The sequence below is a fragment of the Polynucleobacter kasalickyi genome (assembly GCF_900176405.1).
GTDB classification, from domain to species: domain Bacteria; phylum Pseudomonadota; class Gammaproteobacteria; order Burkholderiales; family Burkholderiaceae; genus Polynucleobacter; species Polynucleobacter kasalickyi.
Map to the genome: position 1 here is coordinate 36,304 of NZ_FWXJ01000011.1, position 16,522 is coordinate 52,825.

Genomic DNA, 16,522 nt, shown 5'->3' on the forward strand with positions numbered 1-16,522 from the left:
CGATTTTTTTGGTGCCGATTGATTTTCTACAAGTACTACCTGAATAAGGTGGTACTTGTATCGTAAAAATTTTCAAAAAAGGTATAGAAGTTATTGATTAATCGTAATAATGACTGGGGCATGATCTGATGGTTGCTCCCATGTCCTAGGTGTTTTATCGATAGCACATAATGCTGCTTTTTCTTTTAGAGCGGGTGAGATCAAGATATGATCAATGCGAAGTCCTGCATTACGCCTAAAACCCATCATCCTATAATCCCACCAACTAAATGACTTTGGAATTTGATCGAATAGGCGATAGCTATCGATAAGTCCCATTTCTTCCATCTGGAAGAAGTACTTTCGCTCGTCATCTGACACCAGGTTTTGACCTATCCACTTAGCGGGATCATGAACATCTTCATCCTTCGGAGCGATGTTGTAGTCCCCAACCAGAAGTAGGCGACTATGTTGCAATAATTGCGCATGCAAATAGGACTGAAGTGCTTCAAGCCATTTTAATTTATAGCTAAATTTGTCTGAGCCAACCGCTTGCCCATTCGGGAAGTAGCCACAGATAAAACGCAATGGCTGGATATTTTTTAGGTGAATCGTTGCGGCAATGAGTCGCTGTTGTTCATCTTCAAATCCCGGAATATTTTTTTGGAAATCGAGGAAGGCCGTTTCCCGATCTTGAGTTACCAGAGAAAGCGCTTCCTTACGAACTAAGATGGCGACGCCGTTATATGTTTTTTGACCAGATACGATGCTGTAATAACCAGCTTTTTCAATCTCATCAAAAGGAAATTTATCTTCGGTAAGCTTCAGTTCTTGCAGGCCGATGATATCGATAGGCTGATTTTTGGCAGATTGTTGCTCAAGCCACTGCAAGAGATGTGGCAGTCTGACTTTGATAGAGTTTACATTCCATGTGGCAATTCTGTATTGATTCACAGAGACGACCCTTCACTTTCAGAAATTAGGCCACCATGTCTCAATAGCGCATCAATCGTTGGAGCTCTTCCACGAAAGGCAGAGAATGACTCGGTTGCAGATCGACTGCCCCCAACTTCTAAAATTTCATGTCGATATCTAATTCCGACTTCAGGGTTGAGTACAGAGCCATAGCTTGCTTCCTGTTCTTCAAATGCTGCAAATGCATCAGCAGATAAAACCTCGGCCCATTTATAGCTATAGTAACCAGCTGCATATCCACCACAAAAAATATGGCTAAAAGTATTTGGCCAGCGCGAGATCTCAGCTTGCGGCAATACATGAATTTGCTCATTGATATTTTTTGACAGTGCTAGGATATCTGTTGCATTGTGTGTATTGGGGTCAAAGCTTGCGTGGAGTTCCCAATCAAATAAGGCGAGTACCATTTGCCTGAGGGTGAATAGGCCGTTTTGAAAGTTCTTCGCAGCGAGCATTTTTTCAAATAACTCTTTAGGTAATGTTTCACCTGTTTGAACATGCTTAGAAAGTTTAGTAATTACCTCGAAATCCCAACAGAAATTTTCCATAAACTGGCTAGGTAACTCTACGGCATCCCATTCGACGCCATTGATGCCTGATACGCCCAGCGTATCGACTTGAGTGAGCATATGGTGAAGCCCATGCCCAAATTCATGAAATAACGTAATCACATCATCATGAGAAATAGTGGCTGGTTTTACCATGCCATCGGTTGACTTGAGTGGGGCAGGGAAATTACATACAAGATAGGCAATTGGGGTTTGCACGGTTCCGTTCGGAAGTAATTGGCGTCCCCGAGCGTCATCCATCCAGGCACCGCCACGTTTACCTGTTCTAGCATAGGCATCTAAATAAAAATACGCTACTATTTCTTGGCGTTCATTACGAACTTGAAAGGACTTCACATCGGCATGCCATTTAGGCAATTCAATCGGTTCAATCCTAACTTGCAATACGGTTTCGATAACATTAAAGAGACCATTCAATACTTGGTCGATTGGAAAATATTGCTTTACTTCATTTTCTGAAAATAAATATTTTTGTTCTTTCAATGCTTCTGAAACATAGGAGATATCCCATGGTTCTAGTTGCTCAATCCCAAAAGTTGCTTGAGCAAATTGTTCCAGTTCTTGGAGATCTAATAGTGCTTTGGGATGTGCACGCTTTGCAAACTCGTTTAAAAAGTTGCTAACTTGATCAACATGTTCAGCCATTTTGGGAACGATACTGAGTGCAGCATAGTTTGGGTAGCCAAGTAAATTGGCTTCTTGCTGACGTAACCTCAAGATTTCGAGCATTAATTGCGTGTTATCCCATTCCGCTTTGCCTTGCCCAAAAGTCACCCCTAATTCTGAAGCTCTGGTCACATAGGCTTGATACAAAGTTTGACGAAGAGCGCGGTTCTTGGCTAACTGTTGAACGGGGAAGTACGACGGAAATTTGAGACTAAAAGCCCACCCCGTTAATTCTTTTTCAGTAGCTAATTCCTTTGCAGCGGCTAACACATCGTCGGGTAGTCCAGCTAGCTCATCTGGGTTGGTGACCAAATGAATAAACTGATCAGTTGCGTCTAAAACATGATCAGAAAAGTCTTTACTGGTATTCGCTTGGTCTTCAGAATTTTTTGCAAAAATCGGTTTTATATCATCAGTTAATTCTGCGCCACCTAATTGAAAATCTCTGATGGTGTTGTTAATACTTTTTTGTTGGGCTGCGCTAAGCGTTTGCCATTCAGATGAGTTTTTCAGTGATTTTACTTTTTCAAAAATAGTTAAATTTTGGGAAAAATAACTACTAAATGCGGTCACCTCAGGGATCATCTTAGCATGGGCTGTGCGTAACTCTGGTGAGTCAAGGACACTCGTTAAATGGTTTACTACTCCCCAAGCTCTACCCAGTTCTTCATTGATGTCTTCCATGGGTGAAATCAAATTTGTCCAAGTTGGTTTTGCTTCTAAATGTTCTATTGTTTTTAAAACATCGTAAGCTTTACTCAGTAATTCACCAATAGCTGGTTGAATGTGTTCTGGAAGAATTTGATCATAGGCAGGTACACCCCGCCCAATTGCCAGTAATGGGTTTTGCATAGTGATTATCTTGTTTGATGAAAGTGTTCAGCGGCTTCAAGCGTATTTTGTAACAGCATTGTGATGGTCATTGGTCCAACGCCACCTGGTACTGGGGTGATCCAACCAGCAACGTATTTCACTTCATCATAATCTACATCCCCACAAAGTTTGCCATCCGGTAAACGATTAATGCCTACGTCAATCACAACAGCTCCTGGTTTGACCATCTGACCAAGAATCATTTTTGGTTTGCCGGTCGCCACCACTAGAATATCTGCCTCCTTGGTGTGAGCCGATAAATCTTTGGTTTTACTGTTGCAGATCGTGACTGTTGCCCCAGCTTGTAACAGTAACATTGCCATTGGCTTCCCAACGATGTTGGAAGCGCCTACAATTACCGCCCTTGCGCCACGAATCGGGTATTCAATGCTTTCCAACATCTTCATGCAGCCATAGGGTGTACAAGGGATAAATAATGGTTTACCGGTCATTAACGCCCCAGCATTAGCCACATGGAAGCCATCAACATCCTTATTGGGGCTAATCGATTCAAGAACGGAATAAGAGTCAATGTGAGCCGGAAGTGGAAGTTGTACCAAAATGCCATGAATGCTGGGATTTTCATTCAATTCATGAATGATTCTGAGTAAATCTACTTGGGATGTATTTTCATCAAGATTGATTAGTTCAGAATAAATATTGGCATCGTGACAGGCCTTGATTTTATTTCTGACATAAATCTGACTTGCGTGGTTACTGCCGACCAGAACTACAGCCAATCCTGGTTTTGTTCCTTTTGCAGTTAATATTGCGGAGTTTGTAGCTATTTCAGTGCGTAGTTGTTTCGATAGGGCATTACCATCTATTATTTTTGCGGGCATAGTTTCATTTTTAAGAAGTTTTTTCTGACAGCGCTAAGCGCAGTAAGTCAGCTACAGTATTCACGTTGAGTTTCTCCATAATGTTGGCTCGGTGTGCTTCGACAGTTTTAATTGAGATGGTTAAATCATCGGCAATTTGCTTGTTTAATCGACCAGCAACAATTCTTTCTAAAACTTGTCTTTCTCGTCCAGTGAGTTTACTCAGTAAATTTTGATTATTTTTTTGTAAATTCGCGTTTTTGTAGGAAGAGCGTGCCTGAATGAGCATTTTCTCAACTAAAGTATGGAGTTCATTTTCATTAAAAGGTTTTTCAATGAAATCAATCGCACCTTTTTTCATCGTTGAGACGGCCATAGTAACATCGCCATGACCGGTAATAAAAGCGATTGGCATTGGTATGGACTCAGCCAATAAATGTTCTTGCAACTCTAGGCCTGACATGCCAGGCATGCGAACATCTAAAATGGCACAAGCAGTAATCTCACGATCATTCCCAACGACTGTTTGTAAAAAACGCTCAGCACTACTAAAGCACTTTACATAATAGCCACTACTTTCTAGTAACCAGCTTAAGGAATCACGGACTGCTTCATCATCATCTACAACATAAATGATTTCACGCGTTTTTTCATTTGTCGACATATTTAATATGATTTAGAGTGAATTTAACCTTAGTTTAAAACGATTTTGAAAAATTGTTAAAAAAAACACCACATAAAACAACTGCATTTACTTAAAGCCTTAAACATTGAAGTATTTTTTGTTAAGAAATAGTCTCTGTTGGTAAGAGCACCACAAAAGTACAGCCACTCTCGCGGGCTAAATAACTTTCCGAATTAACCTCTTGAATTGCCTCATCGTTATTATTGACCACAAAAAGGCGACCTTGGTGAGACTCAATCACTGAGCGACAAATATTCAAGCCCATGCCCATACCTTCAGTTTTAGTACTGTAAAAAGGTTCGAAAATACGGGGAATCAAAGCTGAATTGATCCCTAGACCATTGTCGACAATTCGAATTCTTAACATTTCATGGGGTGATGACTTATCGAAATCGACAATTAAATAAATTGGTTGTGACATGGATCTCAGATGCACAGGTGTTGAACTCCGCATCGAGTCGATCGCATTTTTTAGCAAGTTGACAATGACTTGTTCAATGAGAACAGGGTCAACAAAACAGTCTGGTAAATCAGTAGGTAACAGTGACCTAATTTCTAGGTTATACCTTTTGGAGTCAATTTCTGCAAGTTCAATAGATTGTTGAATAATATCTTCGATTCGGCAAATAATTCTTTGCGGAGCACTTCTTTTTACGAAATTTCTAATACGTTGGATGATCGTCCCAGCACGTAATGCTTGTGCGGAAGCTTTTTCGAGGGCGGGTAATATCTCTGACTGAAACGTGGGATCTGCATAGTTCTTTACCCGTGTAATGACTCCCATACAGTAATTATTAATAGCCGCGAGAGGTTGATTTAACTCATGGGCAATCGATGAAGCCATCTCGCCCATGGTTGTCAAACGACTAGAGAATTGCAGTTTTTCTTCTTGCTTCCTTAAATTTTCTTCCGTCTGTTTCCTCAGGGTAATGTCCGTTGTAATTAGCAATTGAGCTAAATGACCATCGGTCCAGGGGATATACCGCCTGCGTACTTCATACCAGTTTTCATTATGGGATGGCAGTTGAACTTCAATCGAGTCCCCCGTAATTGGTGTCAGCATAACTGATGGTAAGCCAGCATAAATATCAATACTATCGTCATCCGCCAAATCATTGTTGATTAGGTTCGACTCATTCCCAATTAATTGCATATGCGCTTTTGCCGAGTTACCAAACATTTCTCGATATAAGCCATTCGTAAATAATAATTCACCATTTTTAGGATTAATTACTGAAATGGCGGCATCTAAACCTTCCAGTACCGTAATAAATCGTTGTTGAGAAATCGCTAATTCTTCACGAATTCTTTGTGGTTCAGAAATATCAATTAAGGAATTGATCCACCCCGTTTGACGATTTCTTGCATCGATCATGGGGGATACAAAATTTCTGACAGCAATTTTTTTACCATCTTTAGCTGTAATCGTAGCTTCAATTCCTTTTACCGAGCCAGTTTTGTTTTTAAAGGCATCATCAAGCTTCAGCATGTTATTGCTAACTTCTTCTTCACTGGACCAAAATGGGAAAGGGGGATATTTTCCGGATAGTTCCTCTGCAGTCCAGCCAACCATTTTGCAAAATGCAGGATTTACATAATTAATTTTCCCGTCCATGTCGTGTACTCTTAACCCAACAGGGTTGGACTCTTCAATAGCACGTCGAAAATTAGTTTCCTTGATAAGGTTTTTTTGAATATCCTGCCGTGACTTCATGTGTCGCCAGATTGACCAAAAACTCCATATTACATAAGCGCTTAAGCCGATCACCAACCAATAGAGCATTTGATAATTAATATTACTTGGAGAGGGGTAGCTTTCGGCTTGGAGTGCAATACTTTCTGGAAACTTAGATAATCGAACTTGATGACTGGCATGCACCTTTGCTAGGTTTTTTTCAGACAAACTTAAGATCGGTTGGCGATTCTCATTCAACACCGTGAAGCGATGACGACTCAAAATATCTTTGGGAATGATACGGTTTAAAAGTGCTGGCATAGAATACAAAACAGCAATATGGTGGTTTGTAGTACTAAATATTTGAGCTGGTTGGACATACCAAAAGACTAATGAACGATTACGATTAATCGCTTGATTAGAACTGACTGAGTCAAGGCTAAATAGATGCCCATATTGCCCATTGCCTGACTTCAATGCCTCTTGAAGAGTTTCCTGATAGTTATCTTGGATGATGTTTTTGACTACAGGTCCGGTAGTCCAATCTGCTGCACCATTAATTGGGTATTTAAGAGTGCTCGTATTATCAGTAGAGATTGCTCTAATTTGTAAAATTTCAGTATGTCTAGAGAGTAAATCTCCAGTGCGTTGATAAAACTCTATGGTTGAACTGGAGACGTTTTCGTTAAATACCTTACTGAGGATTAAAAACTCTTCTTCGTTTTCATCAAAGTTCACTTGAATTCTTTGTTCTGAATAATCAACATCTCGAAATAAAGTGATTTCTACTTGTCTAGTTTCTTGATTGTTGAGTGTCCACAAAATAGTAAACATCGCAACCATAAAAAGCATGCTTGCAATAATAGGTGTGTAAAGATAATCTACGGATTGATGTGAAAAAAGTTGCGTTGATTTTGTTCGCTTCGACCAAAGCCTAAGTGGCAGTATTTTTTTAAGTTTAAATATCATCTAGTCATTTTGCTTCATTCGCGAATCTTCGAGAAGTTTTTTTCAAAAGATGCAAAGAATAACTTCATTGAATAATAGTTATATTTCATAATATAAAAAATAACTTCGGAATGTGAAATAGTTCTTGTGTTTTTTTTTACCAAATCTTAGACTAATTCAACAACTTAAAGTGGAGATTAAAATGGCAACAATTCCAGAGCAATTGGGCTCAATTGATAATCAGTCTGACATTGATCCAGTAGAAACAAAAGAGTGGTTAGAAGCCATTCAGGGGGTCATTCAAGCTGAGGGTACCAGTCGAGCTGCTTTTCTAATTGATCAACAAATTTCATATGCGAGGATTAATGGTGTAGACCAACCCTTTCATGCCGAGACTCCTTATATCAATACAATTCCGGTAGAACGACAAGCACGTATTACTGGCGATCAAGAAATTGAACATACGATTCGATCATATACCCGCTGGAATGCCATGGCGATGGTGTTGCGGGCTAATAAATCGACTAATGTGGGTGGTCATATTTCTTCTTTTCAGTCGGCAGCAACTCTTTATGATGTCGGTTATAACCACTTCTGGCATGCTCCATCTGAGCAACATGGTGGTGATTTAATTTTTGTTCAAGGCCATTCTGCTCCTGGCGTGTATGCCAGAGCTTTTATGTTGGGACGTTTAACTGAGGAGCAATTAGATAATTTCCGTCAAGAAGTCGGCGGAAAAGGCATTTCTAGTTATCCTCATCCATGGCTGATGCCTGATTTCTGGCAGTTTCCAACTGTTTCAATGGGCCTTGGTCCGATCATGGCAATCTATCAAGCTAGGTTCATGAAGTATATGGATGACCGTGGCTTAGCGAAAACAGAAGGCCGTAAGGTTTGGGCATTTTTAGGCGACGGCGAAACGGATGAGCCTGAATCCTTAGGTGCCATTGGTATGGCTGGTCGTGAGCATTTGGATAATTTGATCTTTGTGATTAATTGCAATTTGCAAAGACTTGATGGTCCAGTCCGCGGAAATAGTAGCATTATTCAGGAACTAGAAAGAGAGTTTCGCGGTTCCGGTTGGAATGTCATCAAAGTGATTTGGGGTACGCATTGGGATGCGCTTTTTGCAAGAGACAAAAAGGGTATCTTAATGAAAAGACTCGGTGAAATCGTTGATGGTGAGTATCAAACTTTAAAGTCTAAAGATGGTGCTTATGTAAGAGCTAAGGTATTTAATACTCCTGAGCTAGCAGAACTAGTCGCTGATTGGAGCGACGAAGATATTTGGAATTTGAATCGTGGCGGACATGATCCCCATAAGGTTTTTGCGGCATTTCATTCCGCTGCAAATCATAAAGGTCAACCAACCTTGATTCTTGCTAAGACAATCAAAGGTTATGGCATGGGAAGTTCTGGCGAGGCGATGAATATTGCTCACCAGCAGAAAAAAATGGGCATGGAAGATGTCAAAGCATTCCGAGATCGTTTTCGTTTGCCAGTAAAAGATGAGGATTTAGAAAACGTACCTTATCTGAAATTTGCTGAAGGTAGTCCAGAGTTGGAGTACATGCGTAATCGCAGGATGGAGTTAGGTGGTTATTTACCGCAAAGACGTTCTAAAGCGGAATCCATGAATGTGCCTACCTTAGAAACGTTTGCAGCGCTGTGTCAGGCTACAGTAGAGGGTAGAGAAATTTCTACGACGATGGCTTTTGTCCGTATGCTGAATATGATCATCAAAGACAAAGAAATTGGCCAACGGGTAGTACCAATCGTCCCGGATGAGTCTAGAACTTTCGGTATGGAAGGTATGTTCCGTCAATTAGGTATTTGGAGTCATATTGGTCAGCTATATGAACCTCAAGACCGTGATCAGTTAATGTTCTATAAAGAAGATAAAACTGGACAGATATTACAAGAGGGGATTAATGAAGCCGGGGCCATGTGCGATTGGATTGCTGCAGCGACTTCCTATTCAACTCATGGCGTACCGATGTTGCCGTTTTATATTTTTTACTCAATGTTTGGTTTCCAAAGGATTGGCGACTTAGCATGGGCTGCGGCTGATATGCGTTCACGTGGGTTCTTACTAGGTGGTACTGCTGGTAGAACAACTTTGAATGGTGAAGGTCTCCAACACGAGGACGGCCATAGTCATTTATGGAGTGCCACAATTCCTAACTGCGTGAGTTACGACCCAAGCTTTAGCTTTGAATTAGCAGTGGTGATTCAAGAAGGTATGCGCCGAATGCTAACTGAACAAGAGGATGTGTATTACTACATTACTCTCATGAATGAAAATTATGCTCATCCAGCAATGCCTAAGGGCGCTGAGCAAGACATTTTGAAAGGTATGTATCACCTATCAAGTACTGGGACTGCAAAAGCTAAATTAAAGGTACAGTTATTAGGTAGTGGCACCATTTTCAGAGAAGTAATTTTCGCTTCTGAAATGTTATTAGAAGAGTGGGGCGTTGCTGCCGATATTTGGGGTTGTCCAAGCTTTACCGAATTAGGACGAGATATTCAAAGGGTCGCTAGAACCAATTTATTAAACCCTACTGAGCCAACGGTGTTATCTCATGTCGAATCCTGTTTGAAGGATCATGCTGGCCCGGTGATTGCAGCTACTGATTACATTCGTGCATTTGCAGAACAAATTCGTCCAGCGATTCAACAAGCTGGTAAACGTTATACAGTCTTGGGAACTGACGGATTTGGTAGATCGGATACCCGTGAGAATCTACGACATTTCTTTGAGGTTGACCGTCGTTGGATTACTGTCGCTGCCTTAAAGGCGTTGGTTGATGATGGCAAACTAGAAGCCAAAGTGGTGGCGCAAGCGATTGCTAAGTATGAATTAGATCCTAGTAAACCAAACCCAATGTCCGTTTAAGGAGTGATAGTCATGACGAATTTAACCGAAATCAAAGTACCTGACATTGGCGATTACAAGGATATTCCAGTGATCGAAATCCATGTCAAGGTGGGCGATACTGTAAAGGCAGAGCAATCCATCATTACCCTCGAGTCTGATAAGGCAACTATGGATGTGCCAAGTTCAGCATCTGGGGTTGTGAAAGAATTACGAGTCAAACTTGGTGATAATGTTTCTGAGGGAACTGTTGTGTTAGTCCTCGAGGAAGTAAGTGCTACAGTTCAAGTTGCAACTCCCGTGCAGGCGGCTCCAGTCGCAGTGCCTTCTGCACAGGCCGTAAGTGCTTCCACAGCTCATCAAGCAATCGAAGTTCGTGTGCCTGATATTGGGGACTATAAAGATATTCCCGTCATTGAAATTCATGTCAAAGTTGGAGATGTTGTCAAAGCTGAACAATCACTGATTACTTTGGAGTCTGATAAGGCTACGATGGATGTGCCAAGTTCAGCATCTGGGGTTGTTAAAGAAGTGAAAGTGCAATTGGGTAATTTGGTATCCGAAGGAAGTGTAGTAATTCTTTTAGAGTCAGCAGCATCTAGTACCTCGGCAGCACCTGCGCCTACTATTGCTCCTGTGAATGTGGCAAACCCATCAGCTAACCAGCCGCCAGTACCTGTCGTGCAAGTTCAGTCATCTCCAGTCGCAACATCTGGAACCACGGCTGTGACTTCTATGCCTGTTGTGAATGCAACGGTAAGTCATGCTAGTCCAACGGTTAGAAAATATGCTCGTGAGTTAGGCGCTGATATTCGTCAAATTACTGGTACGGGGCCAAAGGGCAGAATTACGCAAAATGACGTAAGAGATTTTATAAAACAAATTTTAACAAGTCCAAAAACGACCAGCGCAACGAGTCCAACTCCTGCGTCTGGAGGGTTAAATTTACTACCTTGGCCAAAAGTTGATTTTAAAAAGTTTGGTGAAATTGAATCCAAGCCACTATCAAGAATTCAGAAAATTTCTGCGGCTAACTTGGCCAGAAACTGGGCGATGATTCCTGCTGTGACCTATCACGAAGATGCTGATATTACTTTGCTCGAGAGTTTTCGGGTTGAGACGAATAAGAGCAATGAGAAGTCTGGTGTGAAGGTAACCCTCTTGGCCTTTTTAATGAAGGCTTGTGTACAAGCCCTTAAGAAATATCCAGAGTTTAATAGCTCTTTAGATGGTGACGAGCTAATTTTGAAGAAGTATTTTCATCTTGGTTTTGCTGCAGATACACCGAATGGCTTAGTTGTTCCTGTGATTAAGGATGTAGACAAAAAAGGTGTCATGCAAATTGCCCAGGAAACAAGTGAATTGGCGAAATTAGCTAGAGATGGTAAGTTAAAACCGGATCAGATGCAGGGAGCTTGTTTTACGATTTCATCGGTAGGTGGTATTGGTGGTACTTATTTTGCACCAATTATTAATGCGCCAGAGGTAGCCATTTTAGGTGTGAGCAAAGCCGCTATGAAGCCCATTTGGGACGGTAAACAATTTAATCCGAAATTAATTTGTCCGCTATCGTTGACCGCAGATCACCGAGTGATTGATGGTGCGTTAGCGACGCGCTTTAATGCCTATATCGCTGAACTCTTAAGTGACTTCCGTCGCGTTACCTTATAAGGATCATTATGGAATCTTTCGCCATTAAAGTACCAGATATTGGGGATTTTGCCGAGATACCGGTGATAGAAATATTAGTAAAAGTCGGTGATTTGATTCAAGTAGAGCAGCCTTTAATGGTGCTTGAATCAGATAAAGCGACGATGGAAGTACCAAGTGATGTTGCTGGTAAAGTGACATCCATTGATGTGAAAATTGGCGATTTAATTAGTAAGGGCACAGTGGTAGTTCATGTTGAGCCTTTAAGTCAAGAGGCAACAACTAACACAAGTAAACCGGCAGTTGCGACAGCGACTCCTAATTCGACAACTGTGACTGCGCCAACGCCTACTGCCCCTATACCAGTTGCAACTTTTGTAGCTCAAGCTGGTGCTTACCAAGGTCCTGTTGAGCATGAATGTCAATTACTGGTTTTAGGGTCTGGTCCTGGTGGTTATAGTGCGGCATTTAGAGCTGCTGATCTTGGAATGAAAACAATTTTGGTAGAACGCTACTCAACCTTGGGTGGCGTTTGTTTAAATGTTGGTTGCATTCCATCCAAAGCCCTATTACATACCGCAGCGGTAATGGAAGAAGTAAAAGCAATGTCTAGCCACGGTATTTCATATGGCGAGCCGCAGGTGAATTTAGATGCTTTAAGAGCTCATAAAGATGCCGTTATTGGTCAATTGACCTCGGGTCTGGCTGGGATGGCGAAGGCGCGTAAAGTACAGACGATTCGTGGTGTTGGGGTGTTTTTGGATGCCAATCACCTTGAAGTGACTCTCACTGAAGGTAGTGGCTGGGATTTAACAACGAAGAAAGAAGTAGTGCGCTTTGAGAAAGCGATTATTGCGGCTGGTAGTCAATCTGTCGTGTTACCTTTCTTGCCAGTTGACCCAAGAGTGGTTGATAGTACCGGTGCCTTAAAACTTTCATCTATTCCAAAGCGTATGTTAGTCATTGGTGGAGGAATTATTGGCTTGGAAATGGCTACCGTCTATAGTTCCCTCGGTGCCAAAATTGATATTGTCGAATTATCCAATACACTGATGGCCGGCGCTGATAGAGATTTAGTGAAAGTCTGGGAAAAAATGAACTTGAGCCGTTTTAATCAAGTCATGTTAAATACTAGTGCCGCCTCTGCTACCGCGAAAGAAGATGGTATTTGGGTGCAGTTTAAAGGGGATAAGGCGCCTTCAGATGCACAATGTTATGACCTCGTATTAGTAGCTGTTGGTAGAACGCCAAATGGCAAAAAAATTGCTGCGAATCAAGCCGGCGTATTGGTTGATGAGCGTGGCTTTATTCCAGTTGATCAGCAAATGAGAACCAATGTAGCGCATATCTTTGCGATTGGAGATATTGTTGGTCAGCCAATGTTGGCTCACAAGGCTGTACATGAAGGGCATGTTGCTGCAGAAGCTGCAAACGGGCTCAAGTCTTATTTTGAGGTCAAGCAAATCCCATCTGTGGCTTATACAGATCCTGAGGTGGCTTGGGCAGGGCTAACTGAAGAACAATGTAAAGAGAAGGGGATTGCCTATACCAAAGGTCTATTCCCTTGGGCTGCAAGTGGCCGTGCAATTGCAAATGGGCGGAGTGAGGGTTTCACCAAACTCTTGTTTGATGAGGCAACTCATCGCATCATTGGTGGCGGGATTGTTGGTACCAATGCAGGTGATCTCATTGGAGAGGTCTGTTTAGCAATTGAAATGGGCGCTGATGCTGTTGATATTGGTAAAACCATTCATCCGCACCCGACTTTGGGTGAGTCAGTGGGATTAGCGGCTGAAGTTGCTCATGGTTCCTGTACGGATTTACCACCAACTCGGAAGAAATAACAACGGATAAGTGCTCTAAATGGTGTGAAGTACTCGAAAATTGAATGTTGTCAGTAAAGACATGGGAAAATAACCTCATGTCTTTTTTTTATGAGAAATATCATGGCTGAACATTCCTATCCGCGTTTTCCAATCATTGGCACTCCATTAACTCAGAATGCTATTCGTGTAATGATGTTGGGCTGTGGTGAACTTGGCAAAGAAGTTATTATTGAATTGCAACGTTTTGGCATTGAAGTGATTGCCGTTGATCGATATCCAAATGCACCTGGTCACCAAGTAGCACATCGTTCACATGTGATTGATATGACTGATGGTCAGGCTCTAAAGGCTTTGGTTCTGCTTGAAAAACCCCATATGATTGTGCCTGAGATTGAGGCCATTGCTACACAAACTTTAATGGAATTAGAGGCAGAAGGGGTGGTTGAAGTGATTCCTCGCGCACGAGCAACCTTTTTAACGATGAATCGTGAGGGGATCAGAAGGCTTGCCGCCGAAGAGTTGGGCTTGCCTACTTCACCATATCATTTCGCTTCTAGTCTCAATGAATTACAGCAGGCGATTGACAACGGTATTGGTTATCCATGTTTTGTGAAGCCAGTCATGTCATCGTCAGGAAAAGGTCAGTCAAAATTAGATGGTCCTGAAGATGTTGCGAAGGCATGGGAATATGCGGCTTCTGCAGGCCGAGTAGATGCTGGTAAAGTCATTGTGGAAGGGATGATTGATTTTGATTACGAGATTACACAATTAACCGTTCGAACTTTGGATGCGAGTGGTGAAGCGATTACTGCATTTTGCGAGCCAATCGGTCATGTACAAAAAAATGGTGATTATGTGGAAAGCTGGCAGCCTATGCAGATGACTGAATCAGCTAGAAAAAAATCGCAAGAAATTGCTAAAAAGGTGACAGATAATCTCGGTGGCAGAGGTATATTTGGGGTGGAATTGTTTGTTAAAGGTGATGATGTATGGTTCTCCGAAGTGAGTCCAAGACCCCATGATACCGGCCTTGTTACCCTAGCTAGTCAGACGCAGAGTGAGTTTGAATTACATGCGAAGGCGATATTAGGTCTCCCAGTTGATGTTTCAATCAAAACTCCAGCCGCTAGTTCAGTAATCTATGGTGGTATGAATGAAAAAGGGATTGGCTTTTCTGGCCTTGAAAAAGCGCTTTCCTTACCAAAAGTTGCCATTAGACTTTTTGGCAAACCAGAGGCATTTTTAAAACGTCGGATGGGTGTTGCTTTGGCGAGTGCCGAGGATACTGATCGCGCGCGAGAAGTTGCTAAATTGGCAAGTGCTAGTATCCAAACTGTGAAGCCATCAAGTCCTTAAATGCTGAAATAAGGGTTTTTCAAATCGATTACCATTATTAGGAATTTTTGTGAAATTTTTTAACCCTGAACTTTTAACTGGATCATCTCTTTTAGTTTACTCAGGGACTGTTGATCATTTTTCAGAAGACATTGAAATTCAAAAAGATCCGAGTTCAAACGATCCGTCGACAATGGATAGTATTCGAACAACTTATCGAGCTCAATTTCGAATTCAAGGAAAACAAATTGTGGCTGAATTTTCAGATTCAGTCATGATTAAAAATGGGGATCAAATTTCTGTCTGTGGGACGGAAAAAAATGGTCAACTACATGTATTAAGCTTTAAAAATCATACTCAAAACATTTCACAACATAGTTCCATTTGGTGGCTAAATTTAAGTTTGGGTGTTCTCCTTCTTGGCTTCACTTTTTATATTTATTTTTATGTCATTCAATCGCCGATGTTCATTGAACAGTTGTTTGTAACTGTTTTTACCTTCGCTGGCGGGTATATGATTTATCGTGGATTACTGATACAAAAAGCCATCGGTTTAATGAAAACATCATGAGCAGACTAACTATTTGCTTGATTGTGCTAGTTTTATTGGGCTCATGCTCTAGTTTTGAGAATAGTAGAAAGTCTCTTGTGTATCGACCAACTGGCCCCGTATTATTAGGCTCGGGCATCTCAACCGTGGTGCTGTCTGCAACATCGCACCTTGTGATTCAAGTACCTAGTAATCCTTCAACAGGTTTTCGATGGTTCTTAAATTTGCCGCCAAAAGCTGCGAACTGTTTGATTGTATTGAGAGATGGTGTATTTGTGAAAGATACGCCAAGTAATCATTCAATCCCACAAATTGGTGCTCCGGGACTACAGGAATGGGAAATACTAGCAAATAATTGCCCGGGTATTTATGTCTTGCAATGGCACAATATTCGACCTTGGGAAAAAGAGCAATTACCGATAACTACCTATCAAATTCGCTTGGAAATTTTACCTTCTTGAGTTACGAATTATTTATTTTTTGGTCGTTAATTTGGAAAACTCTTCGCTTACTTTGAAGGCCGTATCTTTTAATGTTTGTCTCTGTTGAGACGAAATCTCAATCACTTGCTGAATCGCCTGTTGCGAATACTCATACACTTGATTCGCATTTGCAATCGCTTGCTTGATGGATCCGACCATCTGTTCACCACTGGTCGGAGGAGTCGTTGAGATTTCTGAAACTAAATTTTTAAGGTTAGTTGAGCGTGCCCTCATTTCTTCTTGAGCTGTCGATCGCATTGCAGATTGCGTTTCATTACTAATGTTTTGAAGGTGTCGACTATACGACGTCATTTTTTCTGCGAAGGGCTGCAGAAATTGTGCCTGCATACTGAGTAATGTTTGTGCATCTTTTACATTGGCGGTTGCTTGAATATGCTCTAGGTGTTCGTGAATCACCGTTTTGACAACTTGCAAATTCAACTCTAAAAGTTTTTCAACGCCAACAAAAGCATTTTTAGTTAGGCTATTGAGCGTTTCTAAGTTAGCTTTGTTCGCTGCAATGATTTGTTCTGGCGTGAGAACCATCATAAGTCCTTTGAAATTAGATGAACAAGGATAACAAGATTGATTTATATACCACCTCAGTGTA

General features: G+C 41.4%; 12 protein-coding genes. 6 read left to right on the forward strand and 6 right to left on the reverse strand.

Going from position 1 to position 16,522, the window contains the following annotated elements:
- Positions 1 to 90 precede the first annotated feature (90 nt).
- The 5 genes from xth to B8983_RS10370 all read right to left on the reverse strand — a co-directional run bounded on the left by xth (position 91) and on the right by B8983_RS10370 (position 7,086).
- Positions 91 to 933, reverse strand: a complete 843-nt coding sequence (xth, locus tag B8983_RS10350) for an exodeoxyribonuclease III (protein ID WP_084284324.1) — start codon at positions 931 to 933, stop codon at positions 91 to 93.
- Positions 930 to 3,041 (reverse strand): M3 family metallopeptidase, encoded by a 2,112-nt coding sequence (locus B8983_RS10355; RefSeq protein ID WP_084284330.1) that lies wholly within the window; start codon positions 3,039 to 3,041, stop codon positions 930 to 932. Before B8983_RS10355 ends, xth begins: the two co-directional genes overlap by 4 nt.
- Positions 3,042 to 3,046: 5 nt before the next feature.
- Positions 3,047 to 3,904 (reverse strand): bifunctional methylenetetrahydrofolate dehydrogenase/methenyltetrahydrofolate cyclohydrolase FolD, encoded by an 858-nt coding sequence (folD, locus tag B8983_RS10360; RefSeq protein WP_084284333.1) that lies wholly within the window; start codon positions 3,902 to 3,904, stop codon positions 3,047 to 3,049.
- A gap of 10 nt (positions 3,905 to 3,914) precedes the next feature.
- A complete protein-coding gene (locus B8983_RS10365; protein WP_084284336.1) occupies positions 3,915 to 4,547 on the reverse strand; it encodes a response regulator transcription factor in 633 nt (210 codons plus the stop codon).
- Between the two features lie 121 nt (positions 4,548 to 4,668).
- Positions 4,669 to 7,086, reverse strand: coding sequence for a sensor histidine kinase (locus tag B8983_RS10370; protein ID WP_159460887.1), 2,418 nt, complete (start codon positions 7,084 to 7,086; stop codon positions 4,669 to 4,671).
- A gap of 307 nt (positions 7,087 to 7,393) precedes the next feature.
- On the opposite strand from B8983_RS10370, the gene aceE reads away from it, so the two are divergent.
- The 6 genes from aceE (at position 7,394) to B8983_RS10400 (ending at position 15,891) form a co-directional block, all read left to right on the forward strand.
- On the forward strand, positions 7,394 to 10,090 hold the full coding sequence (aceE, locus tag B8983_RS10375; protein ID WP_084284341.1) for a pyruvate dehydrogenase (acetyl-transferring), homodimeric type: 2,697 nt from the start codon (positions 7,394 to 7,396) through the stop codon (positions 10,088 to 10,090).
- A 12-nt stretch (positions 10,091 to 10,102) separates the two neighbouring features.
- Positions 10,103 to 11,740 (forward strand): dihydrolipoyllysine-residue acetyltransferase, encoded by a 1,638-nt coding sequence (gene aceF / locus B8983_RS10380; protein WP_084284342.1) that lies wholly within the window; start codon positions 10,103 to 10,105, stop codon positions 11,738 to 11,740.
- Between the two features lie 8 nt (positions 11,741 to 11,748).
- The gene (gene lpdA / locus B8983_RS10385; RefSeq protein ID WP_084284345.1) at positions 11,749 to 13,563 is read left to right on the forward strand and encodes a dihydrolipoyl dehydrogenase; all 1,815 of its coding nucleotides are present in this window, start codon (positions 11,749 to 11,751) and stop codon (positions 13,561 to 13,563) included.
- Between the two features lie 102 nt (positions 13,564 to 13,665).
- Complete coding sequence (purT, locus tag B8983_RS10390) at positions 13,666 to 14,901, forward strand: formate-dependent phosphoribosylglycinamide formyltransferase (protein WP_084284347.1); 1,236 nt, start codon at positions 13,666 to 13,668, stop codon at positions 14,899 to 14,901.
- Positions 14,902 to 14,950: 49 nt separating this feature from the next.
- Positions 14,951 to 15,451, forward strand: coding sequence for a hypothetical protein (locus tag B8983_RS10395; protein ID WP_084284349.1), 501 nt, complete (start codon positions 14,951 to 14,953; stop codon positions 15,449 to 15,451).
- Positions 15,448 to 15,891 carry a protease inhibitor I42 family protein gene (locus tag B8983_RS10400; RefSeq protein ID WP_084284351.1) on the forward strand — a complete coding sequence of 148 codons (444 nt, stop codon included), beginning with the start codon at positions 15,448 to 15,450 and terminating at the stop codon, positions 15,889 to 15,891. The genes B8983_RS10395 and B8983_RS10400 overlap by 4 nt, the downstream gene beginning before the upstream one ends.
- Before the next feature lie 12 nt (positions 15,892 to 15,903).
- Here the strand turns inward: B8983_RS10400 and B8983_RS10405 are convergent, their stop codons facing one another.
- A complete protein-coding gene (locus B8983_RS10405; protein ID WP_159460888.1) occupies positions 15,904 to 16,461 on the reverse strand; it encodes a phasin family protein in 558 nt (185 codons plus the stop codon).
- Positions 16,462 to 16,522 lie beyond the last annotated feature (61 nt).